This is a genomic window from Kitasatospora sp. NPDC041988, assembly GCF_055588525.1.
The window spans coordinates 462,821-482,639 of record NZ_JBVJCO010000001.1 but is presented as its reverse complement, the minus strand read 5'-3'; the positions used below and the strand labels follow the sequence as shown (position 1 = coordinate 482,639).

General features: G+C 72.6%; 20 protein-coding genes. 5 read left to right on the top strand and 15 right to left on the bottom strand.

Annotated features, from left to right (window positions below):
- Positions 1-147 precede the first annotated feature (147 nt).
- Positions 148-957: a DUF4190 domain-containing protein gene (locus tag ACZ6NC_RS02025; protein ID WP_465727954.1), complete on the bottom strand. Its 810-nt coding sequence runs from the start codon at positions 955-957 to the stop codon at positions 148-150.
- Positions 958-1,193: 236 nt separating this feature from the next.
- Here ACZ6NC_RS02025 and ACZ6NC_RS02020 point away from each other — a divergent pair, with 236 nt between their 5' ends.
- A complete protein-coding gene (locus tag ACZ6NC_RS02020) occupies positions 1,194-2,006 on the top strand; it encodes an SDR family NAD(P)-dependent oxidoreductase (RefSeq protein ID WP_465727952.1) in 813 nt (270 codons plus the stop codon).
- An 86-nt stretch (positions 2,007-2,092) separates the two neighbouring features.
- Here the strand turns inward: ACZ6NC_RS02020 and ACZ6NC_RS02015 are convergent, their stop codons facing one another.
- Together ACZ6NC_RS02015 and ACZ6NC_RS02010 are read right to left on the bottom strand one after the other, a co-directional pair.
- Positions 2,093-2,452, bottom strand: a complete 360-nt coding sequence (locus ACZ6NC_RS02015; RefSeq protein WP_465727950.1) for a metalloregulator ArsR/SmtB family transcription factor — start codon at positions 2,450-2,452, stop codon at positions 2,093-2,095.
- Between the two features lie 80 nt (positions 2,453-2,532).
- Positions 2,533-3,225 (bottom strand): ester cyclase, encoded by a 693-nt coding sequence (locus tag ACZ6NC_RS02010; RefSeq protein ID WP_465727949.1) that lies wholly within the window; start codon positions 3,223-3,225, stop codon positions 2,533-2,535.
- 212 nt (positions 3,226-3,437) lie between these two features.
- Here ACZ6NC_RS02010 and ACZ6NC_RS02005 point away from each other — a divergent pair, with 212 nt between their 5' ends.
- Positions 3,438-4,343, top strand: a complete 906-nt coding sequence (locus ACZ6NC_RS02005) for an MBL fold metallo-hydrolase (protein WP_465727948.1) — start codon at positions 3,438-3,440, stop codon at positions 4,341-4,343.
- A gap of 26 nt (positions 4,344-4,369) precedes the next feature.
- On the opposite strand, the gene ACZ6NC_RS02000 is transcribed toward ACZ6NC_RS02005, so the two are convergent.
- From ACZ6NC_RS02000 to ACZ6NC_RS01985, 4 genes are all read right to left on the bottom strand, one after another.
- Positions 4,370-5,671 carry a YncE family protein gene (locus ACZ6NC_RS02000; protein ID WP_465727946.1) on the bottom strand — a complete coding sequence of 434 codons (1,302 nt, stop codon included), beginning with the start codon at positions 5,669-5,671 and terminating at the stop codon, positions 4,370-4,372.
- A 350-nt stretch (positions 5,672-6,021) separates the two neighbouring features.
- The gene (locus tag ACZ6NC_RS01995) at positions 6,022-6,783 is read right to left on the bottom strand and encodes an AIM24 family protein (protein WP_465727945.1); all 762 of its coding nucleotides are present in this window, start codon (positions 6,781-6,783) and stop codon (positions 6,022-6,024) included.
- Between the two features lie 15 nt (positions 6,784-6,798).
- A complete protein-coding gene (locus ACZ6NC_RS01990) occupies positions 6,799-7,509 on the bottom strand; it encodes an AIM24 family protein (protein ID WP_465727943.1) in 711 nt (236 codons plus the stop codon).
- A 33-nt stretch (positions 7,510-7,542) separates the two neighbouring features.
- Complete coding sequence (locus tag ACZ6NC_RS01985; RefSeq protein WP_465727941.1) at positions 7,543-8,916, bottom strand: TerD family protein; 1,374 nt, start codon at positions 8,914-8,916, stop codon at positions 7,543-7,545.
- A 630-nt stretch (positions 8,917-9,546) separates the two neighbouring features.
- Between ACZ6NC_RS01985 and ACZ6NC_RS01980 the strand changes: the two genes are divergently transcribed.
- Positions 9,547-9,825, top strand: coding sequence for a hypothetical protein (locus ACZ6NC_RS01980; RefSeq protein WP_465727939.1), 279 nt, complete (start codon positions 9,547-9,549; stop codon positions 9,823-9,825).
- Positions 9,826-9,833: 8 nt separating this feature from the next.
- Here the strand turns inward: ACZ6NC_RS01980 and ACZ6NC_RS01975 are convergent, their stop codons facing one another.
- Complete coding sequence (locus tag ACZ6NC_RS01975) at positions 9,834-10,031, bottom strand: transposase (RefSeq protein WP_465728307.1); 198 nt, start codon at positions 10,029-10,031, stop codon at positions 9,834-9,836.
- 286 nt (positions 10,032-10,317) lie between these two features.
- Between ACZ6NC_RS01975 and ACZ6NC_RS01970 the strand changes: the two genes are divergently transcribed.
- Both ACZ6NC_RS01970 and ACZ6NC_RS01965 read left to right on the top strand, forming a co-directional pair.
- On the top strand, positions 10,318-10,560 hold the full coding sequence (locus ACZ6NC_RS01970) for a hypothetical protein (protein WP_465727937.1): 243 nt from the start codon (positions 10,318-10,320) through the stop codon (positions 10,558-10,560).
- Positions 10,561-10,622: 62 nt separating this feature from the next.
- Positions 10,623-11,090: a MarR family winged helix-turn-helix transcriptional regulator gene (locus ACZ6NC_RS01965; RefSeq protein ID WP_465727935.1), complete on the top strand. Its 468-nt coding sequence runs from the start codon at positions 10,623-10,625 to the stop codon at positions 11,088-11,090.
- A gap of 130 nt (positions 11,091-11,220) precedes the next feature.
- On the opposite strand, the gene ACZ6NC_RS01960 is transcribed toward ACZ6NC_RS01965, so the two are convergent.
- From ACZ6NC_RS01960 to ACZ6NC_RS01930, 7 genes are all read right to left on the bottom strand, one after another.
- Positions 11,221-11,700, bottom strand: coding sequence for a hypothetical protein (locus ACZ6NC_RS01960; RefSeq protein WP_465727933.1), 480 nt, complete (start codon positions 11,698-11,700; stop codon positions 11,221-11,223).
- A gap of 79 nt (positions 11,701-11,779) precedes the next feature.
- The gene (locus ACZ6NC_RS01955; protein WP_465727931.1) at positions 11,780-13,222 is read right to left on the bottom strand and encodes a GH1 family beta-glucosidase; all 1,443 of its coding nucleotides are present in this window, start codon (positions 13,220-13,222) and stop codon (positions 11,780-11,782) included.
- 97 nt (positions 13,223-13,319) lie between these two features.
- Positions 13,320-14,237 carry a carbohydrate ABC transporter permease gene (locus ACZ6NC_RS01950; RefSeq protein WP_465727929.1) on the bottom strand — a complete coding sequence of 306 codons (918 nt, stop codon included), beginning with the start codon at positions 14,235-14,237 and terminating at the stop codon, positions 13,320-13,322.
- 4 nt (positions 14,238-14,241) lie between these two features.
- Positions 14,242-15,183: a carbohydrate ABC transporter permease gene (locus tag ACZ6NC_RS01945; protein WP_465727927.1), complete on the bottom strand. Its 942-nt coding sequence runs from the start codon at positions 15,181-15,183 to the stop codon at positions 14,242-14,244.
- Positions 15,184-15,207: 24 nt separating this feature from the next.
- Entirely contained in the window at positions 15,208-16,494 is a 1,287-nt protein-coding gene (locus ACZ6NC_RS01940) for an ABC transporter substrate-binding protein (protein WP_465727925.1), read from the bottom strand.
- Positions 16,495-16,800: 306 nt separating this feature from the next.
- A complete protein-coding gene (locus ACZ6NC_RS01935) occupies positions 16,801-17,916 on the bottom strand; it encodes a LacI family DNA-binding transcriptional regulator (RefSeq protein ID WP_465727923.1) in 1,116 nt (371 codons plus the stop codon).
- Between the two features lie 176 nt (positions 17,917-18,092).
- Complete coding sequence (locus tag ACZ6NC_RS01930) at positions 18,093-19,571, bottom strand: glycoside hydrolase family 16 protein (protein WP_465727921.1); 1,479 nt, start codon at positions 19,569-19,571, stop codon at positions 18,093-18,095.
- Positions 19,572-19,819 lie beyond the last annotated feature (248 nt).

Sequence of the window (19,819 nt, the reverse complement as noted above, 5' to 3'; positions counted from 1 at the left end):
CGCACACCCCCCCCCCACCCCCCACCCCCCCCCCCCCCCCCCCCCCCCCCCCCCCCCCCCCCCCCCCCCCCCCCCCCCCCCCCCTCCCCCCCCCCCCCCCCCCCCCCGCTTCTCGGGGTGGTGGGGGAACCGGCGGCCGGGCTGCGGTCAGACGGCCGTCGAAGCGCCGCTCGTGGCGGCCGGCTTGAGCGGGCCCGTCCATTCCAGGGCCGAGCTGTAGTAGCAGAGGGCGTCGTGGTCGCCGGGCAGCCACCACGAGGCCGCCGACGGGTAGTAGAAGCCAACCCTGGTGCCCTGGGGAAGGTCTGTGACCGTCCTGTGCTCCGCGCAGAGGCGCTTCGCGGCCTGCCCCACGACGGCCCCGCCGGGGTAGGCCAGCCCGCCGGGGATGTGGACCACCGCGTACACCTCGAACCGGTGTGCCTGGTCGCACGGGACGATCTGGTAGTCCTTCACTCCCTTGTCATCCCGCGTCGGGATGCGGTTGGCGGCGCAGTCGCCCTCCTTGAGATACCACGGGCCCGCCCGGCCCGCGTACTTCGGCCGGCCGTCGGGGCCACGCTCCGGGCCGGCCGAGAAGTCGTGGACGAGGAATGCCAACAGGCCCGCCACCACACAGGTGGCCAGCACCCACGTCCACGCGAGGACGAGACCGGCGACCGCGGCCACGAACCCGCGCTGCCCGCGGCGCGCGATCCTGCGGAAGGCCCCGATGGCGAGGCCCAGTGACACCAGCGAGAGCGGCGGGACGAACCCGACGACGCCGACCACGAGCGAGGTGACGGCGAGCCCGCTCAGCTTCTTCTCGGCCGGACGGCGGGCCGCCCCCGGCGGCGGCCAACCCTCGGCGCCGGGCACACCGGGAGCCTGCCGGGGCGCCGGAGGTGCGAAGGGGTCGGCGCCGCCCGGCGGCTGCCCGGGCGTGGCGGAGGACGGGCCGTCGAGGTGCTGCGACACTGGCTGGTTCCCGGTGAGATCGGAGGACGCGGCCCTTCCCGACGAACCGCGCCGCGAATATAGCCGATCATCTGATCGCGGATCATCCACGCTCCGGCCAGCGGCCCCCTGGCCGCCCGCCTCAGCCGTCGGCCGGCGGCTGAGGCCGGTGGCCTGGGGGCGGGCGGACCTGACGCCGTGTGAGCATAGGATCCGATGGTCCGCAGACCACCGACCCCCACGGGAGGCACCCCCTCATGTCCGACCAGCGCGTCGTCGTCATCACCGGCGGCGGTACCGGCATCGGTGCCGCCACCGCCCGACTGCTGCGCGCCGAGGGGCACCAGGTGGTGATCTCCGGGCGGCGCTCCGAGCCGCTGGAGCGCATCGCCCGCGAGACCGGCGCCATCGCCCACGTCTCCGACACCACCGACCCCGAGGACGTCGAGGCCCTCGTCGAGGCGGCCGTCTCCACCTTCGGCCGGCTCGACGGGCTCGTGCTCAACGCCGGGGTCGGCCGTGGCGGCTCGGTGGGGGACGTCACCCTCGAAGACTGGGAGCTGGTGATGCGGACCAACGTCACCGGCCCGTTCCTCCTCCTGCGGGCCGCGCTGCCGCACCTGCTGCGGTCCCGGGGAGCCGTCGTGGCGGTCGCCTCCGTCTCCGCCCTGCGCAACGGGGCCGCCAACGCCGCCTACGCCACCTCGAAGGCCGCGCTGCTCCAGCTCTGCCGCTCGCTCGCCGTCGACTACGGCCACCTCGGGCTCCGGGCCAACACCGTCTGCCCGAGCTGGGTGCGTACGGAGATGGCGGACCGCCCGATGGCCCGCTTCGCGGACCGGGAAGGGCTGGCCGGAGGCGTGGACGAGGCCTACCGCGAGGCCACCCGGCTCACCCCGGCGGGCCGCCCCGGCGAGCCCGCGGAGGTGGCCTCGGCCATCGGCTGGCTGCTGTCGCCGGCGGCCGGCTATGTGACCGGCGCGGTGCTCACGGTCGACGGCGGGGTCACCGCCCTCGACCCGGGCACCGCGGCCTTCGACTTCCGGATCGAGCCGCGCCGCCCGCACTGATCCGGGGCCGCCCGGCACTGAACCGTCGGGTGCGCCGCGCCGTCGGGAGCAGCCGCCGTTCGACGACGCCGGACGGGCCGGCTGCCTCATGCCCCCGCTTCCCCCTCGTCCTGCTCCTTCCCCCCGCTCTGCGCCGCGGGACGCCATGTGGTGTGGCGCAGCACGATCTGCTCGGGGCAGACGGCGCTGAGGAAGCGGCCGACGCTGGTCGCCAGGCGCTCCTCGGCCAGCGAGTAGAGGATGCGGTTGCCGTCCCGGCGCTCGGTGACCAGGCCGGCCCCCTTGAGCACGCCGAGGTGGCGGGAGATGGACGGCGCGCTGATCGAGAACCGGCCCGCGATCTCACCTGCCGCGAGCTCCCCGCCCCTGAGGTCCTCCAGGATCTGACGCCTGGTCGGATCGGCGAGTGCGCGGAAGACGCCCGCCTCGTCCTGAGCTTCTGTCACGGACCACATTTAGCATCTTGGCTAAGTGTCTAACAAGCGCCGAGCGGCCGTCGGGCCCGGTCTCGACGACGAGGGCGCGGTCAGCCGGGCATCATGCCCATCTGCCGCATCATGGCCACCGCGTCCCAGCTCCACCAGCCTTCCTTGACCTTGCCGTCCTCGAAACGGAACACCGTCATCCCGGCGGCCTCGATGGTCCGGTTGCTGGCCTTCAGGCCCATGTACTCACCGATGTGGGTGCCGCGCCAGATCCAGCGAGTGGCCACCTGGTCACCCTCGGCGATCTGGCTCTGGATGTCGAAGGTGAAGTCGAAGGCCCTGCGGTAGCCCTCGATCATGTCCTTGACGGCCGCCGGGCCGACCGTGTCACCGTCCATCGACGGGTCGTGATCGCGGTAGTCCGTCGCGAGCAGCTCGTACAGCGCGGACATGTCCCCGCGCGCGGGGTCGAGCAGCAGCCGGCGGGCCGCCGCCTTCTGGAGCTGCTCGTCGCGGACCAGGTCCAGGTTGGTGAAGGTCGGCGGCTCCTGGCAGAGCGCGACCATCTCGCGGAAGATCCGGTCGGTCTCGGGCAGCCCGGAGTTGCGCATCGCCGCCTCATAGGACGGGAACTCCACGATCTCCACGATGTGCCGGGCATCCGCCCGGTCCGCGCCCACCATCGCATGGGTGGCGGTGCGCCGGCCCTGGCTCTGCTCGATCCAGGTGTCCATCAGCCGGTTGAGCTCGTCCGGCCGCTCCGTGCGGCACTCGACGATCTGTACAAAGGTCATCGCCGACCTCCCGATCACTCCCCCTGCTGGCTGCCGTCCGCGATCGCGCCGCCTTCCACTCTCCTCCTGCCGCCGCTTGGTCACCACAAGGAGGCACGGCCCGCCCGCCCCGGTGCCCTGGTAGGTTCGCGAACGGCGGCCCGCAGACGGGCCGCCGCCGGCGAGGCAGGTGCCGCTCTCGGCCGGCGCGGAGGACGCCCACGGGAGACCGCATGACCCCCGGCCAGCAACCGGTCGACTTCACGAGCCCGGTCGACTTCACCGAGCAGGCCGCGCACCTCGCGGGGCGCTCGCTCGACGTGCGCTGGATCCACGGCTCCGAGTCGGCGAAGCACAACACCGACCCCGAGCTCCAGGTCCACCACCACGACGAGCACACCGTCATCCTGCGGCAGAACAAGGCGGTCAACTACGAAGCGCCGTTCCTGTTCCTGCTGTTCGGCAACGAGCGCGCCGTACTGATCGACACCGGGGCCACCGCGTCCCCCGCGTACTTCCCGCTGCGCCGCGTCGTCGACGAGCTGGTCGCGGACTGGCTCGCCCGCCACCCGCGCGCCGGTTACCGGCTGCTCGTCCTGCACACCCACGGCCACGGCGACCACATCGCGGGGGACGCCCAGTTCGCCGACCGCCCGGACACCGAGGTGGTGGACGCCGGGCTCGGGACCGTCCGGGCGTTCCTCGGCCTGGGCGACGACCCCGACGTGCCGGCCCGGCTGGACCTCGGCGGCCGGGTGCTCACCTGCCTGACGAGCCCGGGCCACCACGAGGCCGCGATCACCTACTACGACCCGTTCACCGGGTTCCTGCTGACCGGCGACACCGTCTACCCGGGCCGCCTGTACGTCGCCGACTGGGACGCCTACGTGGCGACGATCGACCGGCTGATCGCCTTCGCGGCCGCCCACCCGGTCAGCCACGTGCTCGGCTGCCACGTCGAGATGACCGACCGGCCGGGCGTCGACTACCCGATCCGCTACACGTACCAGCCCGACGAGCCTCCCCTGCAGATGACGGTCGGCCAGCTGCACGACATCCGCCGCGCGCTCGGCGAGGTGGCCGGCCGGCCCGGGCGGCACGTCTTCGACGACTTCCTGATCGTCCATCACGCGGATTGAACGGGTGACGCCCGGACCGGCCCCGCTCACGCTCCCGAGGGGCCGGTCCAGTCGGCCGGCACATGGCCGAGGCGTACGCGCTGCGGGTGGTCGCCGACCGGCACGGAGACGGTCTTCCGCCCCGTCGCGAAGTCGATCGCGGTGACCTGGTCGGCGCCGCTCTCGGAGATCACACAGGCCGTGCCGTCGCCGCTCACGGTGGCCCAGTACGGCTTCGAGGCGGGCACCAGCGGCCCTTCCTGGAGCGTGGCCCGGTCGACGACGGTCGCGTAGTCGTCCATGGTGCCCGCGACGCACAGCTTGTCGCCGGCCGGGCTCATCGACAGGCCGTGGTGACGCGAGTCGTTGACCCAGGTGGTGCGGTCCTCGCTGGTCGCCGGGTTCTTCGGCAGGGTCTTGACCCGGGTGATCCGGTCGGCGGCGACGTCGTACTCGACCAGGCCGTTGAAGAAGGACACCTGGAAGTAGAGCGTCGATCCGTCGGGGGTGAACGCGGCCGGGCGGATCGCGTCGGAGAGGTCCGAGCGGCCGGCGGCGTCCAGCCGCTCCCGCATGTCGATGACCCTGACCGGCGCGAACGTGCCGGCGTCGACCACGGTGATCCGGCGGTCGCCCTTCGTCCAGTCCAGCCACGGCGCGTCGAGGGCGGTGTTGACCTCGCCGATCGACATGTTCCAGATCTGCCGCCCGCCGTCGGTGAAGAGGTTCTCGTGGGGCTTGTCGCCGGTCTTGAAGGAGCCGAGCTGCGCGCCGGAGCGGACGTCGAGCACGTGGACCGTGTTGGACGTGGAGGCGGAGACCGCCACGCGGGTGCCGTCCGGGGAGAGCGCCATGTGGTCGGAGCGGTAACCCGACACGGGGAAGCGCCAGTTGATCCGCCCGGTGGCGAGGTCTATGGACACCACGTCGGCGAAGCTCGGGCGGGAGACGACCACCGCGGATCCGTCCGGGGTGGAGTACATGTCGTCGACGAACTGGTCGTGGCCCTCGCCCGGGCCGAGCCGGATGCCCAGGAAGTAGGCGAGTTTGACGGGGTTGAGGTAGATCTCGGCGAGCCGCTGGTCCTTGTCCGGGATGACGTTGACGCGGCCGATCCGGGCCAGGTCGCCGGTGGAGCGGATGACGTCCGCGGTGCCGTCCCAGTTGTTGCCGACGAACATCACCTCGCTCAGGGCGCGCGCGGGTTCGGGGGCGGCGCCGGCCGTCGCGGCCGCCGGGGCGGTCGCCGTGAGGGGCAGGACGAGGGCGGCCGCGAGGGCGCCGAGGGCCCTGGCGGGCCGGGAATGGCGGGACGGGCCGGAGTCGGACCGGGGTGCTTGCGGGGACATCGCCGCTCCTTCGCGCGTGTGCGCAGAGTCGGAAGCAAGGTCGGAAGGCAGGGCACGGGAGAGCAGGTGGCACAGGAGAGCAGGGCGCATCGGAGAGCAGGAGCGACAGCAGGGTGGGCGGAGAGCAGGGTGCGCGGAGAGCAGGCGTCGGCGACCGAGCCGGAAGCGGTGTCGCCGAATCGCGTTACTCGACGGTAAGGACGGCGCCCACGCCCTGCCAAGACGTCGGTCGGCACCAATTGGCCGGAGGACGCCGGTGCGATCCTGGAAGCACGGCCCGGCGGGCCGGGGGGGCGACATCCGCTCCCGGCCGTGAGGTTCGCGGTGGGCTGCTGCCGCCCCCGTGGGAGTCAGCGCAACGGCACGCGCTGGGGCGGCAGCAGCTCGCTGGGCTGGACGATGACGAAGCCGTCGCCGGTGAAGGAGAGTTCCCATCCCTCGGTCGCGGTGCCACGCCGGCGCCAGGCCTCGGTGTTGGCGCTCTGCGCCTGGAGCTGCACCTCCAGCGCCGAGGACCAGCCGACCACGGCGTCGGCGTCGGCGTAGACGTACTCGCCGGCCCGCACCGGCATCACCAGCGGCCGGCCGGAGGTCATCACCACCAGCGTGCCGCTGCCGGACAGCTCCAGGCTGGCGGTGCCGACGCCGGAGATCCGCTCGCCGCCCTCGATGCCGACCGGCTGCCACTCGATGCCCGTGTCCAGGGCGAGGACGTAGCTGCTGGTGATGGTCAGCCGTTCGCGCCGCAGCCGGAGGATGTGCAGGTGCTGGGCGAGGTTGGCGAGGTAGACGGTGCCGGTCCCGGTGCAGCGCATCAGGTCCAGCACGGGGGGCTGCGGGTGCGGCTGCTGCTGACCGGGCTGGTGGTACTGGTGGTGCTGGTGGTGATGGTGGTGCTGGTTCGGGTGCTGCTGCCGGTTCTGCCGGTTTCGCCCGCGGCCGGGCGGGGTCCAGCCGGTGAACTGCAGCCGCCCGGTGTGCGCGACCATCGCGCCGCTGCGGGCCAGCACCTCTGCCCGCCCGTCCAGGACGACCCGCAGCAGCTGCGGGTTCTGCAGGGCGAAGCGCTCGTCGCCGGCGACGGCGGCGTGGTCGAGAAGGGGGCTCTGCACGGTACTCGTTGCTCCTCAGCCGCGGATCTTGAGTCGGTCGGAGGTGTCCTCGCTGGGCTGGACGACGACGAACCCCGAGCCCCGGAAGCCCAGTTGCAGCGCCTCGCCGCTTCCCCGGCCGATCAGCGCGCCGACCTTGAGGGTCCGCCTGGTCCTGATCTCCAGCCCCGTCGTCCAGGCGACCAGCGCGTCCGGGTCGACGTAGGTCTCGGCCTCGGCGCAGTCCAGCACCACCGGAACCCCGCGGGAGGTGACCGAGACCCAGCCGCTGCCGCTCACCGTCACGTTGTACAGTCCGGTGCCGGCCAGCAACGCCGGCCCCTTCACCTTCTCGACCGTGCACCCCAGCGAGGCGTCCAGGGCCAGCAGGTGCGCGCCGTTGACCGACAGCGACTCGTCGTCGAGCTGGAGGTTGAGCACGTCCGCGCCGAAGTCGGCCAGGTAGAGCGTGCCGTCGCCGAACCAGCGCAGCAGCGGGGTGCGCTCCCCCGACGCCCACTCGCCGAGTGACCGGCGCAACGTCTGCGAGACCGGCTCGTACTGGAGGAAGCCGTCGTAGGCCACCATCGCGCCCGACTTGGCGAGCACGTCCTGCCCGCCGGCCACCAGCACCCGGCACATCGCGCCGCCGTGGTTGCTCATCCGGGCCGTGGCCGCCGAGGCCGTGTGACCCTCCAGGGCCGTATAGCCCTCCGCATACGTGCCCGGGAGCAGCTGCCGCTCCATTCCCGACCTCCTTGACTGGGGCTCTGTGCCCGCTCAGACCTCGAACGGCTGGACGACGACGAAGTTGCCCGGCCCGCCCCTGAACTGAAGGCTGTACGACTCCGCGGCGTGCCCCGCGTACGCCGAGCGCCGGATCCGGACCGGCGCCGTGGTGATCACCTGCGCCCCGCGCGACCAGGCGACCAGCGCGTGGAAGTCGGCGTACGTCTCCGGCGCGGGGGTGACCGGCAGTACCACCGGGATGCCGTTGGTCTTCACCACCACCGTGCCGTGGCCGCTGAACTGGAGCGTGAAGAAACCCCCGTTCGGCAGTCCCTCGCCCTCGATCCGGCGGACCTCGTGCTCCAGGTGCGCATCGAAGGCCAGCACCCGGTCGGAGCTGACGCAGATCGCGTCGCCCTCCAGCCGCACCAGGTGGAGGTGGCTCGCCTCGTCGGCCAGGAACACCTGGCCCTCACCGGTGACCCGCATCAGTTTCAGGGCCTGGCCGGTGAGGTTGCCGGTCAGCTTGCGCAGCATGCCGGAGCTCTCGTGGGCGAAGTCGGCCTGGCCCTGGTAGGCCACCATGCTGCCGTGCAGGGCGAGGACGTCCTGGCCCTTGGTCAGGGTGTAGCGGACGAGGTGGTCGTTCTGCTGCACCCAGCCGGTCTGCTCGGGGACCTCGGCGTACTTGACCAGGCTCACCCGGACACCGGGCGGCGCGGGGGGCTCCGGCGGCGCGGCCGGCCAGGGCGGCGGTGGCGGTGGCGGGAGGACGGGTACCGGGACGGTCAGCGACGGGACGGCCGGCGACGGGACGGCCGGCGACGGGACGGCCGGCGACGGGACGGCCGGCGACGGCGGCATCTGCGATGCCGGGGGCGCCTGCGGGTCGTCCTCGATCGCCTCGCCGCCGAAGTTCTCCAGCAGCGCCCGCAGGCCGCCGTCGAAGCCCTGGCCGACCGCCGTGAACCGCCACTCCCCGTTGCGCCGGTAGATGTCCGCCAGCATCACCGCACGCTCGGTGCTGAACTCGGCGCCGGTGAACGAGTAGCGGCCGACCTCCGTACCGTCCGCGACCAGCCGCACGTACCCGGAGGCGACCTGCGCCATCCGGCCGTCGCCGTCGATGGTCGCGGTCAGGCTCAGCCGGTGGATGGCCGGCGGCACGTCCGGCAGCACGACCCGGAACGCCTCGGTGTCACCGGACTGCGCGCCCAGCAGCCGGATCGAGCCCTCGGGGCTGGCGGGCTGGTTGAAGAAGACGAAGTAGCGGTCGTCGCTGAGCCGTTCCTCCGCGTCCAGCCCGAAGCAGCTGATGTCGAACACCAGGCCCGGCGCGGTCAGGTGCACCCCGAGGTAGAGGTCGGTCCGCGGTGTCAGATCGGCTATCCGCACACGCGAGGCCTTGACGATTTCCCTGGTCATAGCGCCTAACCGGCCCTCCCCCTGGCTGTATCGGGCGTGGTCCTGGCGACCCTACCCCACCACGCTTCGGACGAACCCGGCGGCGGAACGGTTGCCGTCGGCCGGGCGGTTTCCCGGCCTCTCGGTCTCTCGGCACGGAGCCGCTCCCACCGCCACCCCTCGGATCCACCTGCGTCCCGCGGTCGCCCCGACGACTCAACCGGTCACTGAAGTGGTACTCGACGACCTCGACGGTGCACTCGGGGTAGCGGGTCTCGAAGGCGCTGATGATCGGGCGCAGCTCGTTGCCGACGACCCTCATGACCCCCAACCGGAGCGTGCCCCGCACGCCCAGTGCGGCGTCGCTGGCGCGGGCCGGCCCGCTGTGGATCAGGTCGTAGGCCTGCTGGAGCTCGACGCGCAGGATGCGTCCGACGGGGGTGAGCGTCACGATGCGACTGGTGCGGTCGAACAGGGAGCGCCGATGCGGCGTTCCTGCTGAGAAGTCATCTCATTTGGCGAGTCGGCGATAGCAGATGAGGGCTGCGGCGATGCTGGCGAAGGCAGCGAAGTGCTCGGCCTTCCGCCGGCACAGGTAGGAGCGGATGAACTCGGCAGGGTCGCCCCTCCCGGCGACGTATAGTGCGTCCCATGTCCAGCGAGTGGAGAGAGCCGGAAGCTCTCAAGAGCGCGAAGCCAGCGACCTACGAGAACGTGTGTGCCGCGATCCTGGTCTCGCTCGACTACGCCAACCTGGACATGGACTTCCCCCGCATCGTGCACTGGCTAAGGCAGCTGCCCGCGGGAGACCGCGATCGCCTCCTGGGCGAACTGGAAGCAATTGCCGCGACTGATGCAATCCGCCGGGGCGACGCGACGTACCTGCTGGACGACCTCGGGCTGCGCCGCATCCACTGGGAGCAGCCCTAAAAGTCATCTCACTTGGCGAGCTGGCGGTAGCAGATGAGGGCTGCGGCGATGCTGGCGAAGGCAGCGAAGTGCTCGGCCTTGCGTTCGTAGCGGCGGTGGAGCCGGCGGAAGCCGCCCAGCCAGGCCATGGTCCTCTCGATCACCCAGCGGTGCCGGCCAAGGCGCGTGGAGGACTCGATGCCGCGGCGGGCGATGCGGGCGGTGATCTGACGTCGCCGCAGGTAGGAACGAACGTAGCTCCATGGCTCGCCGCCCGTCGCGTGCGATAACCCCGGAGTTATCGATCAGCGCGCGAAGTCCACGTTGATCGCCGAAGTGCTGAGGGTGGAAGGTGGGAGAGTCCGCGGAAGCGCTGTCCGCAGAGGTTCTCGGATGGTGCAATCCGCTTTCTCCTGACCCGAATTGACGAGCCGCCCCCGCCTCTTCGGTGGCCGGACCTCGCCCCCGGGCCGCTGTGCGACGGGCGCCCGGCAGACCCCCCAAGGGAACAACGTGTACGTAGCATCAATGGGGCCCGCGAGCGGCCCGCCGGGCCTCGCGGGGTCGGAGGACGGACAGCTGAACGACAGGCGCGACATGACGGCGATGCACGCCACCGAGCCGGTACGGCCGGCCACGCTGGGCGGCGGCCTCATCGTCGACGCGGCGGCCCTCACCACCGCCCTCTGGACCGGCTCGGGGATCGGCCTGCTGACCACCCTGACGGTCTGGCATGCCCGCCGGACCACACTCTGACGAGCAACTCGTCCGCCCCTGCCCCCACCCGCATCACCACCTCGAAGAAGGAGCACACCACCGTGGAAACCGAGGAGTACACGCAGCAGGCGCTGGCCGCCGAACCGGTCGCGTACTGGACCGGCGTCGCCTACGAGGAGATCATCGCGTTCATCCGGCGCCAGCAGGCCGAACTCGGCTTCACCCAGCCGCAGTACTGGATGCTGCGGCACCTGTCGCGCAACGACATCTCCAGGGACGGACACGGCATGACCGTCCCCGAACTGGTCGACGCCACCGCGTCGTACCTGCGGCCGGAGGACGACCTGGATGCGGAGGCCGCGACGCTGCTGGAGCGGGGCTGGGTCTCCGTGGGCGACGACGGGCGGCTGTGGATCACGGAGGCCGGTGACGCGGCCCGGGCCGGGCTCAAGTCGCAGGCGCCCGCCATCCGCGCCCGGATCCACGAGGGCATCGACGACGCTGACTATGCGACGGCTCTGCGGGTGCTGCAGCGCATGCTGCGCAACGTGGGGAGCCCACTGGCCTGACCGGACGGCGACCAGAGGAACGGCAGCAGGCACACGGGGGCGGGGCGCGGGGGTGGGTCCGAGGGGACGGCCGCCCCCGCGCCCCGCGTCCGGGCCGCGCGCGGCCGTCACGGCCACGGGTGGGGCGCGGTCACTCGAAGCCCAGCGGCCCGATGCCGAGGTCCTCGCGCATCAGGCCGCGCATCCGGGCCATGGCCGTGCGGCGCTGGGCGATCAGGGGCGCGTCCTCGACGGAGCCGACGGCCACCCCGCGGGCGTAGGCGTCGCGGATCCGGCGCAGGCTGAGGAAGGCCTCGTTGCCGGCCGTGACCACCGGCGGCGGCCCGACCAGCCAGAGGCGCTCGCTCGCCGTGTACAGGCCGGTGCTCCGGAACGCCTCCCGCACGGCCGCGTCGCGCGCCGCGTCGGAGCGGTGGTCGCCCAGCGCGACCGCCCGGATCTCCTCGCCCGCCGCCTTGAGCGCGGAGACGAACTCCGTGTACACCTCGCGCCGGACGTCCAGCGCGTGCCGGGTCTGCTCGCGCCGCCAGCGGTTGCGGTCGGCGATCAGGGTGGCGGTGATGCCGATACCGGCACCGGCGAGTGTGGAGAGCAGGGGCATCCAGTCCATGGGCCGCAGCCTGGCCAAGTCGCCGCCGTCGCGCCAGTGGCTTTTCGGCTCTCCTCCCGGCCGGGCCGCGGCCGGCCGCTCAGACCGGAGGCCGGAGCCTGCCCGTGCGGATGACCTCGGCGTACCAGCGGGCGCTGTCCTTGGGGGTGCGGCGCTGGGAGGCGAAGTCGACGTGGACGACACCGAACCGCTTGCCGTAGCCGTACGCCCACTCGAAGTTGTCGAGGAGGGACCAGAGGAAGTACCCCCGCACGGGCGCGCCGGCGGCGATCGCGCGGTGGACGGCGGCGAGGTGGGCGTGCAGGTAGGCGATCCGCTCGGGGTCGTGGACGGCGCCGGTGGGGTCGCTGTAGTCGTCGTAGGCGGCGCCGTTCTCGGTGACCAGCAGGGGCAGGCCGGGCAGCTCGTCGCGGAGCCGGATGAGCAGTTCGTACAGGCCTTCGGCGTCCACCGGCCAGCCCATCGCGGTGCGTTCGCCATCGGCGGGCAGGAATCGGATGCCCTGGTCGGCGGGCCACGGGGACCGCTCACCGCCATGGCCGTCCCGGCGGGGGGCCGGATCGGCCGGGTCGTCGGCGGCGACCACGGTCGGGGTGTAGTAGTTGATGCCGAGCGCGTCGATCGGGCGGGAGATCTCGGCGAGGTCGCCGTCCCGGACGAAGGACCAGTCGGTGACCTGCGCGGTGTCGGTGAGCACATCGGCCGGGTAGCGGCCGTGGAAGACCGGGTCGAGGAAGATCCGGTTGGCCAGGCCGTCGATCCGCCGGGCCGCCTCCCGGTCGGCCGGGCTCTCGGTGAGCGGGCGGACGGCGGCCAGGTTGAGGGTGAGCGAAACCTGTGCGGTGGCGGGGAGTTCGGCGCGCAGCGCGCCGACGGCGAGGCCGTGGGCGAGCAACAGGTGGTGGTGGGCGGTGAGGACGGCGGCCGGGTCGGTGCGGCCGGGGGCGTGGACGCCGCTGCCGTAGCCGAGGAAGGCGCTGCACCAGGGCTCGTTGAGCGTCGTCCAGGTGGCGATCCGGTCGCCCAGGCGGGCGGCGGCCAGTGCGGCGTACTCGGCGAAGCGGTGGGCGGTGGCGCGGTTCGTCCAGCCGCCGCCCGCGGCGGAGCCGCCCTCGGCCGGAGTCTCCAACTCCTGTGGCAGGTCCCAGTGGTAGAGCGTGGCCACGGGGGCGATGCCGTGGGCGAGCAGCTCGTCCACCAGCCGGTCGTAGAAGTCCAGGCCGGCCTTGTTGGCCGGCCCGCTGCCGCCGGGCTGGACGCGCGGCCAGGCGAGCGAGAACCGGTAGGCGGGAAGGCCGAGTTCGGCCATCAGCGCGGTGTCCTCGCGGTAGCGGTGGTAGTGGTCGGTCGCGACGTCGCCGGTGTCGCCGTTGCGGACTCGTCCCGGCGTCCGGCTGAAGGTGTCCCAGATGGACGGGGTGCGGCCGTCCTCACCGGCCGCGCCCTCGATCTGGTAGGCGGCGGTGGCCGCGCCCCAGACGAAGTCGGAGGGGAACGTGAGGGGCGGGGCGTGGTCGGTCATGTCGCCTTCCGGGGTCGGTTCGGGGTTGTTGGTCCCGGGGTTGTGGGTCCGGGGTCGTCGGTCCGGGGTCGCGGGTTCCGGGTTGTGGGTCCGGGGGTCAGCCCTTGACGGCGCCCTGCATGATGCCGCCGACGATCTGGCGACCGAGCAGGCCGAAGACGAGCAGGACGGGGAGCGTGCCGATCAGGGTGCCGGCCAGGACGATCGACTGGTCGGGCACGTACCCCTGGCCGAGCGACTTCAACGCGACCTGCACGGTGGGGTTCTGGGAGCTGAGGGCGACGATCGGCCAGAAGAAGTCGTTCCAGGTGGCCATGAAGGTCAGCATGCCCAGCACCGCCATGCCCGGGCGGGCCACCGGCAGCACGATCGAGCGGAAGATCCGCAGCAGCGAGGCGCCGTCGACGCGCCCGGCCTCGACCAGTTCGTCCGGCAGCGCCTGGATCAGGTACTGCCGCATGAAGAACACCCCGAAGGCGGAGACCAGCGAGGGCAGGATCACCGAGGGCAGGGTGTTCTGCAGGTCGAGGCGGACGATCAGCATGAACAGCGGGATCACGCCGAGCTGCGGCGGGATCATCATGGTCGCGACGGTGACGGCCAGCAGCAGCCAGCGGCCGCGGAACCGCAGTTTGGCGAAGGCGAAGCCGGCCAGTGTGGAGGAGAGCACCACCCCGGCCGTGACGGTGGCCGAGACGATCAGCGAGTTCAGCAGCGCCTCGCCGATCGCGGCCTGCTGCAGGGCCTCGCCGATGTTGTGCAGCAGGTTCGGCCCGGGGGTCAGGGCCGGTGTGGCCGAGCTGAGTTCGGCGTTGGAGCGGCTGGCGGCCACCAGCGTCCAGTAGAACGGGAAGGCGAACACCACGGTGGCGGCGATCAGCACCGCGTAGGCGAGCGGGCCGCCGTGCAGCGGCGAGCGGGGGGCCTTCCGGAGACGGGGGGCCTTCCGGAGGCGGCGGGCCGGCCGCAGCCGGGAGGCGGGTCGTAGCCGGGGGGTAGGTCGCACGAGGGTCACGAGGTCACCGGTCCGTACGGTTGCGCCGGGCGGCGATCGCCGCGTTCGACAGGGCCAGGACGACGATCAGCAGGAACATCACCCAGGCGACGGCCGCCGCGCGGCCCAGGTGGAAGAAGCTCCAGCCCTGCTCGTACAGGTAGAGGCCGAGGGTCTGGTACTGGTGGGAGATCCCGCCGCCCGCGTTGCCCTCGTAGAGCAGCGGTTCGCCGAACAGCTGGGTGGCGCCGATCGTGGAGACCACGACGGTGAAGACGATCGTCGGGCGCAGGCCGGGGACGGTGACGTGCCGGAACTGCTGCCACCGGGAGGCACCGTCCACCGCCGCCGACTCGTACAGCTCGCCGGGGATGGCCTGCATGCCGGCCAGGTAGATCAGCGCGTTGTAGCCGGTCCACCGCCAGGTGACGATGGCCGAGACGCCGAACTGCGAGGCCCAGGTGTCGGCCTGCCAGTCCACCGGGGAGAGCCCCAGCTGTCCGAGCACCCAGTTGATCAGGCCGTAGTCGCGCCCGAAGAGCTGGGCGAAGACCAGCGTGGCGGCGGCCACCGAGGTCGCGTACGGCAGCAGCATCGCGACCCGGAAGAAGGTGCGGCCGCGCAGCCGGTAGTTGAGCAGGTGCGCCAGGCCGAGGGCCATCAGCAGCTGCGGGACGGTGGAGAGCACGCCGATGGTGAAGGTGTTGCGCAGCGCGTTCCAGAAGAACGGGTCGGCCAGCAGACGGCTGTAGTTCTGCAGGCCCAGCCAGTCCATCCGGTCGGCGCTCTGCAACTCGACCCGGTGGAGCGAGACATAGGCCGTGTAGAGGAGGGGGAAGAGCCCGAAGGCCGCGAAGAGGACGAAGAACGGGGCGAGGAACCCGTAGGGCGCGAGCCGGCCGCCCCGGCGGGTGCGGGCCTTTGCCGGGCCGGCGGCGGGCAGGCGGGCGGAGGAGAGCGTGGCCATCGTGGCAGCTTTCGTGAGGATCCGTCAGCTGCCGTTGGCCTTGCGGATGTTGTCCATGGCGTGCTTCCAGGCGGTGTCGGGCGCGGTGCCGGTCCGCTCGACCTCGCCGAGGGCGTCGGTGAAGGCCTTGCCGATCACGCCGTCGTCCACACCGAGCACCTGGGCGGGCATGTTGGCCGCCGACTCGCTGAAGATCCGGCCGATCGGCGCGTTGCCGAAGTACGGGTCGGCGACGCCCTGGATCGCGGCCTGTGCGCCGGTGGAGGACGGGAAGGAGCCCTGCTTGGTGAACAGGGTGGTCTGCTGCTCCTTGGCGGTCAGCCACTTGATCAGCTCGGCGGCCTCCTTCGGGTGCTTGGCCGTCCTGGGCACGGTCAGGTAGGAGCCGCCCCAGTTCCCGGTCCGGCCGGGCCCGGGGGCGACGTCCCAGGTGCCCGAACCGGCCTCCCCCGCCTGGCCCTTGATGTAGCCGAGCATCCAGGCGGGGCAGCTGAGGGTGGCGAACTTGCCGGTGCTGAAGGCCTTGTTCCACTCCGGGGTCCACTGCGGCAGCTTGGCCGAGAGGCCGTCCGCGACCAGCCGGCCGGCGTCGGTCCAGGCGGTCTTGACGGCCTGGCTGGTCTCGAAGACCGGCTTGCCGCTCTCGTCGGCGTAGCGGACCTTCTGCTGGCCGACCTCGGCGGTGAACATGCCCGCCGCGCTGTCGGTCCAGACGTTGCCGGGCACGGCCTTGGCGACGTACTCCTTGCCGAGGTCGAGGTAGCCCTGCCAGGTCGACCAGCGGGCGGCCAGTTCGGTGCGGTCGGTGGGCAGTCCGGCGGCCTTGAACAGGTCGGTGCGGTAGCAGATCGCCTCCGGCCCGATGTCGGTGCCGGCGCCGAGCACCCGGCCGTCGGCGGTCTTCACGGCGGCGCCCTTCCACGGCACCAGCTCGTCGTTGACCGCGCCGAGGCCGAGGGTCTTCAGGTCGGTGAACTTGTCGGCCTGCTTCTGCAGCACGCTTGCCACCCGGCCGACCTCCAGGCCCTGGATGTCGGCGAGGCCACCGCCGCCCGCCAGCTTGGTCTGCAGGGCCTGCCAGTACTGGCCCTCGTCCTGGGTGTCGGTCTGCTTGACGGTGATGTTGGGGTGCAGCTTCGTGTACTCCTCGTAGAGGCCGCTCTCCTTGAAGCCGAAGGTGCCGAAGAGGTCGACGGTGATGGTCACCTTGCCGTCGGAGGCGGCGTCGGACGAGCCGGCGGAGCTGTTGCACGACGTGAGCAGGAGGATGGCGGCGAGGGCGGTGCTGCCGAGGGCGGCTGAGCGGCGCATGAGGTCTCCCTGGCGGGGCGGGTGGGCTTAGTGGCGGGGGGCGGGCCGGGCGAGGGCAGCGGCCGAGGAGGTGCGGGCAACGCGTGCGGTGCATGCGGTGCGTGAGAGCGCTCTCTGAGAGCGCTCTCAAGCGCTGAGAGGAGCGTGCCGCGCGGGGGCGCACCGGTCAAGGGGTCGAAACCCGAACGTAATCTCGGAGTTACCGCCAACGGGCATTCAGGAAGTGAAGGCGGCGCTCGGAAGATGCTGTTCGGGAGGCGATACTCGGAAGGCGCCGTTCGGAAGGCGGCACCCGGAAGGAGCCGCTCAGGCCGAGGCGCGCCGGACCAGCCGCGTCGGGGTGATCACCGAGGTCGGACCACCCGGCCGCGGGGCCGTCGCCGGCCCCGCGGCCGTGCCGGTGGCCGAGCCGGTGGCCGAGCTGGTCTCGGCGAGGCGGCGCAGCAGCAGGCGGGCCATCAGCCGGCCCATCTCCTCGATGTCCTGGCGCACCGTGGTGAGCGGGGGCGCGGTCCAGGCAGCGATGGACTCGACATCGTCGAAGCCGACCACGGCGACGTCCTCCGGCACCCGGCGCCCCGCGTCGCGCAGTACCCGCAGCGCGCCCGAGGCCATCGCGTCGGAGGCGGCGAACACCGCGTCCAGGTCGGGCCGGCGGGCCAGCAGTTCGGCCATCGCGCGGCCGCCGCCGTCGGGGGTGAAGTCCGCCTCGGCGACCAGCGCCGGGTCCCCGTCGGGCAGTACGTCGCGGTAGCCGTCCAGGCGGTCCAGGGCGGAGGTCTGGTCGAGCGGGCCGGTGATGGTGGCGATGGCGCTGCGCCCGAGCGAGCGCAGGTGGCCGACGGCCAGCCGGGCGCCGCCGCGGTTGTCGCTGTCCACGTACACCAGCTCGCGGTCGGACTCGGCACCCGGCCAGCCCGGGCGGCCGCCCACCACGAAGGGCAGGCCGACCTTGCGCGCCATCTCGGGCAGCGGGTCGGGCTGGTGCAGTGAGAACAGCAGCGCGCCGTCCACGTGGCCGCCGGCCAGGTAGCGGCCCACCCGCTCGTAGTCGTGCTGGTCCTCGACCATCATCAGCACCATCTGGTTGTCGGCCGCGGAGAGTTCACGGCCGATGCCGCGCAGGTGCTGGGCGAAGAACGGGTCGGAGAAGAGGCGACTGCCCGGCTCGGCGACCACCACGGCCACCGCGTGGTTGCGCCGGGTCACCAGCGTGCGGGCGGCCAGGTTGGGGAGGTAGCCGAGCTCCTCGACCGCCCGCTGGACCTTCTCCCGCAGCGCCTCGCGGACCCCCGCTCCGCCGTTCACCACCCGCGACGCCGTGGCCCGGGAGACCCCGGCCCGCTCGGCGACCGACTCCAGCGTCGGACGCGGCGCGGCCACGTCGGCCTCGGCCGTGGGACGCGGCGTCTGCTCCGGCACCGTGGGCTCCTCTCGCACGCGGACGCTTCGTCCCAGAGCCTAGCGGGTCGCGGACGCAGGGTTGAGAGCGCTCCCACGAGCGCTGCCACACCGACCGCCGCCACGCCCACGCACGCACACGCGCACGCCGCGACGGCGGCAGACGGTGACCGCCTGCCGCCGCCCGGCGCCCCGCGTCAGGTGGTGCTGAACGTGAACCAGTTGACGTTGACGAAGTCGGCCGGCTGGCCGCTGGTGAAGGTCAGGTAGACGTCGTGCTTGCCGGTGACCGCGCTGATGTTGGCCGGCACGGTGGTCCAGCTCTGCCAGCCGCCGGTGTTGGCGACGGCGAACGAGCCGACCGGGGCACTGGCCGGGCTGTCCAGCCGGACCTCCACCAGCCCACTGACGCCGCCGGCCGCCCCCGAGGCCACCCTCGCCTTGAACTGCCGGGCCGCGGTGGTGCCGAAGTCGACACCCCGGTAGAGCGCCCAGTCGCCGTTGGCCAGGGCAGCGAGGTTCCGGCCGCCGCCGGTGTCGGTGGTGGTCTCCAGCGCCGTTCCCGACTGGCCGCTGTAGGCCTCGGCCTGGATGGTGCCGTACGCGCTGCCGGTGCCGCCGGGCGGGGTGGTGGGCGGCGTCGTCGGGGGCTGCGTGGTCGGCGGCGGCGAGGTGGGCGGCGTCGTGCCCCCTCCCCCGGAGCTGTAGACCGCGACGTAGTCGACCAGCATCGGCACACCGGACGCGGTGCCCGCCGTCGGCGTCTTGTACCCGGCCACCGGGTCCGGGAACGCGCCGCCCATCGCGACGTTCAGCAGGATGAAGTGCCCGTGCGCGGTGGCCGCGTTCCAGCTGGCGGCGTCCATCTGCGCCGAGGTGACGGAGTGGTACTGCACACCGTCCACGTACCAGCGCAGCTGCTGCGGGCCGACACTGCGGTCCCACTCCAGCGCGTAGGTGTGGAAGTTGCCCTGGCAGGCGGAGCCCGGGCAGGCGTGCACGGCGCCGAGGCCGGTGGTCTCGTTGCACGGGCCGCCGGGGTTCCCGCCGCAGTGCAGGGTGCCCCAGACCTGGTTGACGCCGTTGACGTTCTCCATCAGGTCGAACTCGCCGATGGTCGGCCAGTTCCAGTAGTTGCCGCGGTACGGCGCGCCCAGCGTCCAGAAGGCCGGCCAGTAGCCCGCGGCGGCCGGGCCGGTCACGTTCGGCATCTGGATCCGGGACTCGATCCGCAGCTTGCCACCGGCCGGTGGTTCGAAGTCGCTGCGCCGGGTCTCGATCCGGCCGGAGGTCCAGTTGCCGTTGGCGTCCCGGATGGGGGTGATGCGCAGGTTCCCGGCACCGTCCTGGCGGAGGTTGGCGGTGTCGGCGGTGTAGGTCTGGACTTCGCCGGTGCCCCAGTTGGCGGCGCCGCCGGGGTAGCTCGTCCCGGTGTCGACGATCCAGTCGGCGCCGGTGGGAAGGGTGTTGGCGGCGCCGCCGAAGTCGTCGCTCCAGACGGTGGTCCAGCCGGCCGGGGCGGGCGGGACGGCGGCCGTGGCGGTGGAGCCGAGCAGTGCGGCGCAGAGCGCGGCGGCCACGCCGGCCGCCGTCAGGACGGTGGCCAGGGCCCGGCGCGGACGCCGTCGGCGGGTGGTGGTCGCGGCGGTGGTTCTGGGCACGGTACTTGCGGACACGGTGGTGCACCTCCGTGGGTGGGCGGACGTGGGCTCGGTGCAGGGTTCGGGTGGTACGGCAGGGCCGGGTGCGGTAGTTACGGCAGGGCCGGGTGCGGGTGATGCGGCAGGGCCCGGTGCGGGCGGTGCGGGGGGGGGGGGGGGGCCCCCCCCCCCCCCGGCCCGGTTTCCCCAACCATTCCGAGGGTCCGGACGGTCTGGGGGTTTGGCGTTCCAAGGAGTTGGACCGACCACCGGGTGTTTATTTT

Excerpts from the sequence above, each read along its gene's own strand:
- ACZ6NC_RS02020 (WP_465727952.1), top strand. The coding sequence starts at position 1,194 with ATGTCCGACCAGCGCGTCGTCGTCATCACCGGCGGCGGTACCGGCATC.
- ACZ6NC_RS02010 (WP_465727949.1), bottom strand. The coding sequence starts at position 3,225 with ATGACCTTTGTACAGATCGTCGAGTGCCGCACGGAGCGGCCGGACGAG.
- ACZ6NC_RS02005 (WP_465727948.1), top strand. The coding sequence starts at position 3,438 with ATGACCCCCGGCCAGCAACCGGTCGACTTCACGAGCCCGGTCGACTTC.
- ACZ6NC_RS02000 (WP_465727946.1), bottom strand. The coding sequence starts at position 5,671 with ATGTCCCCGCAAGCACCCCGGTCCGACTCCGGCCCGTCCCGCCATTCC.
- ACZ6NC_RS01990 (WP_465727943.1), bottom strand. The coding sequence starts at position 7,509 with ATGGAGCGGCAGCTGCTCCCGGGCACGTATGCGGAGGGCTATACGGCC.
- ACZ6NC_RS01985 (WP_465727941.1), bottom strand. The coding sequence starts at position 8,916 with ATGACCAGGGAAATCGTCAAGGCCTCGCGTGTGCGGATAGCCGATCTG.
- ACZ6NC_RS01980 (WP_465727939.1), top strand. The coding sequence starts at position 9,547 with ATGTCCAGCGAGTGGAGAGAGCCGGAAGCTCTCAAGAGCGCGAAGCCA.
- ACZ6NC_RS01960 (WP_465727933.1), bottom strand. The coding sequence starts at position 11,700 with ATGGACTGGATGCCCCTGCTCTCCACACTCGCCGGTGCCGGTATCGGC.
- ACZ6NC_RS01955 (WP_465727931.1), bottom strand. The coding sequence starts at position 13,222 with ATGACCGACCACGCCCCGCCCCTCACGTTCCCCTCCGACTTCGTCTGG.
- ACZ6NC_RS01945 (WP_465727927.1), bottom strand. The coding sequence starts at position 15,183 with ATGGCCACGCTCTCCTCCGCCCGCCTGCCCGCCGCCGGCCCGGCAAAG.
- ACZ6NC_RS01940 (WP_465727925.1), bottom strand. The coding sequence starts at position 16,494 with ATGCGCCGCTCAGCCGCCCTCGGCAGCACCGCCCTCGCCGCCATCCTC.